This window comes from Enorma timonensis (genome assembly GCF_000321165.1).
Taxonomy (GTDB): domain Bacteria; phylum Actinomycetota; class Coriobacteriia; order Coriobacteriales; family Coriobacteriaceae; genus Enorma.
Map to the genome: position 1 here is coordinate 1 of NZ_CAPF01000024.1, position 6647 is coordinate 6647.

The window sequence follows — 6647 nt, forward strand, 5'->3', positions numbered from 1 at the left end:
GACCTCGCCATCTCGCTGAATGCCGAGAATGAGGGCACGGCCGCGACCGACGGGCGCGCCAGCGCGGACGACGGCACCGCTGCAGCCGAGCCCACCCGCGCATGCGGCCTCATCGGCTCCGCGCTGCGCGTCTTCGCCGGCGCGAGCGCGCGTGTGAACGTGACCGTCTACATCACCGCGGACAGCGCCTTCACGGTGCTCGACGACGCGGGCTACGTGCTCGACGAGGGCGCGCGCGTAACGGTGCGCCACGTGGTGCTCGGCGGCGCGCACACCTACACCGGCCTCGCGGCGGACCTGCGCGGCGACACCGCGCGCATGGACATCGACACGCGCTACCTCGCGAGCGGCTCCGAATCGCGCGATTTCAACTACGTCATCCGCCAGCGCGGGCGCAGGACGATCTCGAACATGGACGCAAACGGCGTGCTCACCGGCAACGCTAAGAAGGTGCTGCGCGGCACGATCGATCTCGTGCACGGCTGCAAGGGCTCCGAGGGCGCGGAGAACGAGACCGTGCTTCTGGCGAGCCGCGGCGTGGACAACAAGACCGTCCCCGTCATCTTGTGCGACGAGGACGACGTCGCGGGCAACCACGGCGCCACGATCGGCCACGTCCGCCCCGAGCAGCTCTTCTACCTGGGCTGCCGCGGGCTTTCCGAGGAGGCGGCCGAAGCGCTCTTCACCGCGGCGAAGCTCGAGGACGCCGCGCTCTCCGCACCCGACGCCGAGATGCGCGAGAACGTGCTGCGCCTGGGCCGCGCGCTCATCGACGGATTCTGCGACATCGAGGACGAGGACTTCGAGGAGGATGCTGCATGATGAATACGGGCACGGGTACGGAACAGGCCGCGGCGGCGGCCGACATCCAGCAGAACCCCTACAAGGCCGATTTCCCCCTTCTGGCGGGCCGGCCGGACATCGCCTTCTTGGACAGCGGGGCCACCGCGCAGCGCCCCGCGTGCGTGCTCGACGCGCACCGCGCCTTCTACGAGACCATGAACGCCAACCCCCTGCGCGGCCTGTACTCGCTCTCCGTGGCCGCCACGGACGCAATCGAGCAGGTGCGCGCGCAGATCGCGCAGGTCATCGGCGCCGTGGACGACCAGGGGCGCCCGCAGGCGCGCGACATCGTCTTCACGCGCAACGCGAGCGAGTCGCTGAACCTCGTGGCGAAGTCGTTCGCCCCCTGCGTGCTCGAGCCGGGCGACGAGGTGGCCATCACCATCATGGAGCACCATTCGAACCTCATCCCCTGGCAGGAGGCCTGCCGCGCCGCGGGGGCGCGCCTCGTCTACCTCTACCCCACCAAGACCGGCGAGCTCACGGACGAGGAGATCGCCGCCAAGGTGGGTCCGCGCACGAAGATCGTCGCGGCCGCGCACGTCTCGAACGTGCTCGGCGTCGAGAACCCCATCCGCAAGCTCGCCGACGCGGTGCACGCGCACGGCGGCTACCTCGTGGTGGACGGCGCGCAGTCCGTGCCGCACATGGCGGTGGACGTGCGCGCGCTCGGCATGGACTTCTTCGCGTTCTCCGCGCACAAGGCGCTCGGCCCCATGGGCATCGGCGTGCTGTGGGGGCGCCACGAGCTGCTCGACGAGATGCTCCCCATGCTCACCGGCGGCGAGATGATCGACTCCGTGACCGAGCAGGAGGCCGTGTGGGCGCCCGTGCCCGAGAAGTTCGAGGCGGGCACGCAGGACGCCGCGGGCATCTACGCCACCGGCGAGGCGCTGCGCTACCTCACCGAGCACGTGGGCTACGACGCGGTGCGCGCCCGCGAGGCGGCGCTCGTGGCCTACACGATGGAGCGCCTGGCCGAGCTGCCGTACGTCGAGATCATCGGCTCGCCCGACGCGGCCGACCACCACGGCGTCATCAGCTTCAACGTGCAGGGCATCCACCCGCACGACGTGGCGAGCATCCTCGACATGAGCGGCGTGTGCATCCGCGCCGGGCACCACTGCGCGCAGCCGCTCCTCACGTGGCTCGGCGTGGAGAACCTCGCCTGCTGCCGCGCGAGTCTGGCGTTCTACAACGACGCCACGGACGTCGACCGCTTCATCGACGGCCTCGAGACCGTCTGGCGCACCTTCCACGCCTAGCGCCGCGCGCGACAGCGCCCCAGGGGTATGCGGACCTATCGCACTGGTAACAATACCCCTGGGGTTTTTCGACATCCCCCTGGATTCGCCCTCGAATCGCACAGCAAGGAGCGTGACCTCATGGGCAACCTCTACACTTCGACCACCTTCATGGAGCACAACTCGCATCCGGACTACAAGTACGAGATGGACGCGCCCACGCACGAGCACGACGGCATCAACCCCAGCTGCGGCGACGAGCTCACGCTGCAGCTGCGCGTGGAGGACGGCGTCATCGAGGAGGCGAGCTTCACCGGCCATGGCTGCGCCATCAGCCAGGCGAGCGCCGACATCATGGCCGACCTCATCACCGGCGAGACGGTCGAGGAGGCGCGCCGGCTCTCCGCCCTCTTCCTGGCGATGATCCGCGGCGAGGAGCTCTCCGAGCAGGACTACGAGGACCTGGACGAGGCGGCGCAGCTCAAGGACATCTCGCACATGCCCGCCCGCGTGAAGTGCGCGGAGCTCGCCTGGCGCACGCTGGATGGCATGCTCGCGTAGGACCATGTAAAATTACCCCAGGGGTTTTTCTACATCCCCTGGGGTTTTCTCTATTTTATGCGGGCGATGACGCCGCTGCCCAGGCCGGTCAGCCGCTCGATCTGCTTGATGGTGAGGCAGTTCCCGCGAAGCGCCGCCACGACGGCGTTGCGCCGAGGGATGGGCAGGCTCTTCACCGCGAAGACGTCCGGGCACCCGAGCGCCCGCACGACGCGGTTCGCCACCTCGAGCGCCTCGTCGCTCGAAAGCTTCACCGACCCTTCAAAGCCCACATCGGCCGCGGACGCGCCGCTGCAGAGCTCTGAGAAGCCCTCAGGACCGCCGAGCAGCCCGAGCACGAGCCCCGTCGCGCAGAGCCCCTCGCCCGTTCCCTCGCCCGCGCCTGCACCCTCGCCCGCGCCCCCGGCATACTCCCGATAGCTGCTCCACGGATAGTGCGCGGCCTCGCAGATCCCGGCCTTCTCGGGGTTGATGTGCACATAGCGCACCGCGGCGATGAGGTGCTCGTCGCCCTCGATGGCCTCGCTGAAGAACCGCGGCTGGAACACGCTGCCCACATGCCCGGTCTTCTGGTTGAAATACTTCGCATACGCGCCCAGAACGCCTCCCATGGCGTGTGGGAGGCGCTGCTCGGTGTCCTCCACGATAAGGTGCACGTGGTTGTCCATGAGGCACCATGCGATGACGGCGATCTCATCCTCGCGCATGAACCGTTCGAGATACGCGAGGAACGCTTCCCTATCCCGGTCATCGGTGACGATGACCTGCTTCCCGTTCCCACGCGCGACGACATGGTACAGCCCGGATTCCGCGATTCGACGAGGTGCGCTCGGCATAGTCCCCTCCTATGTAAAATAACCCCTGGGGTAATTTTACATCGGCTGGGTAAGAAAAAAGCTCCCGAAGGAGCTCGTGTTTCAAATGGTGGACCGGCAGGGGTTCGAACCCTGGACCTTGGGATTAAGAGTCCCCTGCTCTACCAGCTGAGCTACCGGTCCAATTGTCAATGTGGGGTGGGTACAGGGACTCGAACCCTGGACCTCCGGGACCACAACCCGGCGCTCTAGCCAACTGGGCTACACCCACCATGTTTCCACGTGCGCCAAAGCGCTTGATTATTATTGCAGCGAACGCCCTTTCGCGCAAGGGGAAATCTCATCTTTTTTTGAAATTCGGAATGAAAAAAACCGCCGCCCGGCGCGGAACCGGACGGCGGCAACATGCCTATGTAAAATTACCCCTGGGGTTATTTTACGCGTTGAGAGCGGCGTTCACCGCGACGGCGCAGGCGACAGTCGCACCGACCATGGGGTTGTTGCCCATGCCGATGAGGCCCATCATGTCCACGTGCGCAGGCACCGAGGAGGAGCCGGCGAACTGGGCATCGGAGTGCATGCGGCCCATGGTGTCGGTCATGCCGTAGGAGGCGGGGCCGGCAGCCATGTTGTCCGGGTGCAGGGTACGGCCGGTGCCGCCACCGGAGGCCACGGAGAAGTACTTCTTGCCGGCCTCGAGGCGCTCCTTCTTGTAGGTGCCCGCGACGGGGTGCTGGAAGCGCGTGGGGTTGGTGGAGTTGCCGGTGATCGAGATGTCGACGTTCTCGTGCCACATGATGGCCACGCCCTCGCGGACGTCGTCGGCACCGTAGCAGTTGACCTCGGAGCGCGGACCCTCCGAATACGGGATGGTCTCGACGATCTTGAGCTCGCCCGTGAAGTAGTCGAACTGCGTCTTCACGTAGGTGAAGCCGTTGATGCGGGCGATGATCTGGGCGGCGTCCTTGCCCAGGCCGTTGAGGATGACGCGCAGCGGCTTCTTGCGGGCCTTGTTGGCGTTCATCGCGATGCCGATGGCGCCCTCCGCGGCGGCGAAGGACTCGTGGCCGGCCAGGAACGCGAAGCACTCGGTGTCGTCACCGAGCAGCATGGCGCCCAGGTTGCCGTGGCCCAGGCCGACCTTGCGGTCCTCGGCGACGGAGCCGGGGACGCAGAAGGCCTGCAGGCCCTCGCCGATGATCGCGGCGGCCTCGGACGCGCTCTTGGCGCCCTTCTTGATGGCGAGCGCGCAGCCGAGGGTGTAGGCCCACTTGGCGTTCTCGAACGCGATGGACTGGACGCCCTCGACGATCTGACGGGGGTTCACGCCCTGCTCGAGGCAGATCTGCTCGGCCTCCTCGAGGGAGGAGATGCCGTTCTCGGCGAGGCACGCGTTGATCTTATCGATGCGGCGCTCGTACCCTTCGAAGCTAACAGCCATGGTTTCTTCCCTCCCTTTCTACTCGTGGACCGGGAACACGGACTCGACGGTGTGCGTCTCCTCGTCCGTGCGCGGGTCGATGTACTTGACGGCGGCGTCCCACTGGCCGTAGTGGCCCATGGCGCCGGCGATGGCGTCCTCGGGGGTCGAGCCCTTCTTGAGGGCATCGGTGAACTTGCCGAGGTTCAGGAACTCGAACGCGATGATCTCGTTCTTGTCGTTGAGCGCCATGCGGGTGACGTAGCCCTGCGAGAGCTCGAGGTAGCGGGCACCCTTTGCCTTCGTGCCGAACATGGTGCCGATCTGCGAGCGCAGGCCCTTGCCGAGGTCGTCGAGGGAGGCGCCCACGGGCAGGCCGCCCTCGGAGAACGCGGTCTGGCTGCGGCCGTACACGATCTGGAGGAACAGCTCGCGCATGGCGACGTTGATGGCGTCGCACACGAGGTCGGTGTTGAGGGCCTCGAGGATGGTCTTACCGGGAAGGATCTCGGAAGCCATGGCTGCGGAGTGGGTCATGCCCGAGCAGCCGAGGGTCTCGACGAGGCACTCCTCGATGATGCCCTCCTTGATGTTGAGCGTGAGCTTGCACGCGCCCTGCTGCGGCGCGCACCAACCGACGCCGTGCGTGAGGCCGGAGATGTCCTTGATCTCCTTGGCCTGGATCCACTGGCCCTCCTCCGGGATGGGCGCAGGGCCGTGGTATGCGCCCTTGGCGACGGGGCACATGTTCTCCACTTCTGCTGAGTACTGCATGCCTCTCCTCTCTGTAGTGCCTTGTCCGGCGAGCCATCGAGCCAACGCAAGCTGGCCAGCCGGAGCTGACATGCACGTTTATTCTACCGCGATTTGTCCAGAGTGTTTTCGGCGAACGGGGCATTTTTCTTCGCGAGGATGGGGTGCAGAGGAGCGATGCGCTCGCTGGCTCCGAGATGATAAAAAGGTGTCAGACACCTTTTTATCAGGCATGGAAGAACGTCGCGCGGCGAGGAGGAAGTGATAAAAAGGTGACTGACACCTTTTTATCACGAGCGGCGGGAGGAGGAGAGGAGCGCGGCCAGGGCGGCACCGGTCGCGGCGCCGCAGCAATCGAGCAGCACATCGGTGACCTGTCCCGACCTGCCGGCAACGAAGAGCTGGATGGTCTCGTCGATCGAGGGGACGAGGACGAGCACGGCGCATGCGAAGAGGATGCGGGCGGCCGGGGCGCCGCGCCGCAGGTTGAAGGCGCGGGCGGCGAGGATGCCGAGCACGGCGTACTCCGTGAAGTGCGCCGCCTTGCGCACGAGGAAGTTCGTGACCCAGGCGCTCGGTATGCCGAGGGCATCGAGCGCGTCGCGGATGGTCGAGACGACCGTGAGGCTGAGTCCCCCGCTCTCCGTCCCCGGGACGAGCGAGTTTCCCCAGATGAAGAGCACCATGACCGCCATGGCGACGAGCCAGGGCAGGCGCACGGAACCCGCGCGCGCAGGCGTTCGCACCGGCATCCGGCTCTACGCCTCGGCCTGGAGCGCCGGCATGGACGCGGTGCCGCCCTGGATGACGCGCAGGTACTCGCGGCTCGAGTGCTGCACGGCGGGCGAGGCGACCTGGCCGAGCTCCTGTTCAATGAGCTCGTTCACGTGCTCGTGCATGCGGTTCGCACGCTTGCCCTCGGCGATGGCGCTCGCGCGGCGGGCGGTGGCCGCGGTCGTCGCCGGCGCGGGGTGCACGGGCTCCTCGGGCTCGGCGAGGATGTCGAGGGCG

At 66.9% G+C, this 6647-nt stretch carries 8 protein-coding genes and 2 tRNA genes; 3 read left to right on the top strand and 7 right to left on the bottom strand.

The features are described from left to right. The 3 genes from BN423_RS10650 to sufU all read left to right on the top strand — a co-directional run. Positions 1-822: SufB/SufD family protein (locus BN423_RS10650; RefSeq protein ID WP_019238752.1), on the top strand; the 822-nt coding region annotated here is incomplete at its 5' end. Beyond that, on the top strand, positions 819-2108 hold the full coding sequence (locus tag BN423_RS02805) for an aminotransferase class V-fold PLP-dependent enzyme (RefSeq protein ID WP_019238753.1): 1290 nt from the start codon (positions 819-821) through the stop codon (positions 2106-2108). The genes BN423_RS10650 and BN423_RS02805, both read left to right, overlap by 4 nt. 120 nt (positions 2109-2228) lie before the next feature. Next, a complete protein-coding gene (gene sufU / locus BN423_RS02810; RefSeq protein ID WP_019238754.1) occupies positions 2229-2648 on the top strand; it encodes a Fe-S cluster assembly sulfur transfer protein SufU in 420 nt (139 codons plus the stop codon). Between the two features lie 50 nt (positions 2649-2698). Here the strand turns inward: sufU and BN423_RS02815 are convergent, their stop codons facing one another. The 7 genes from BN423_RS02815 to BN423_RS02845 all read right to left on the bottom strand — a co-directional run. Continuing rightward, positions 2699-3484 (bottom strand): transposase, encoded by a 786-nt coding sequence (locus BN423_RS02815; protein WP_019238755.1) that lies wholly within the window; start codon positions 3482-3484, stop codon positions 2699-2701. 86 nt (positions 3485-3570) lie between these two features. Further along, positions 3571-3646, bottom strand: a tRNA-Lys gene (locus BN423_RS02820). An 11-nt stretch (positions 3647-3657) separates the two neighbouring features. Then, positions 3658-3734, bottom strand: a tRNA-His gene (locus tag BN423_RS02825). Between the two features lie 165 nt (positions 3735-3899). Beyond that, entirely contained in the window at positions 3900-4904 is a 1005-nt protein-coding gene (locus BN423_RS02830) for a GGGtGRT protein (RefSeq protein WP_019238756.1), read from the bottom strand. A gap of 18 nt (positions 4905-4922) precedes the next feature. After that, on the bottom strand, positions 4923-5657 hold the full coding sequence (locus BN423_RS02835; RefSeq protein WP_019238757.1) for an iron-sulfur cluster assembly scaffold protein: 735 nt from the start codon (positions 5655-5657) through the stop codon (positions 4923-4925). A 269-nt stretch (positions 5658-5926) separates the two neighbouring features. Next, positions 5927-6388, bottom strand: a complete 462-nt coding sequence (locus BN423_RS02840) for a VanZ family protein (protein ID WP_019238758.1) — start codon at positions 6386-6388, stop codon at positions 5927-5929. 6 nt (positions 6389-6394) lie between these two features. Beyond that, a partial coding sequence (locus BN423_RS02845; protein WP_026088988.1) for a hypothetical protein occupies positions 6395-6647 on the bottom strand: 253 nt, incomplete at its 5' end.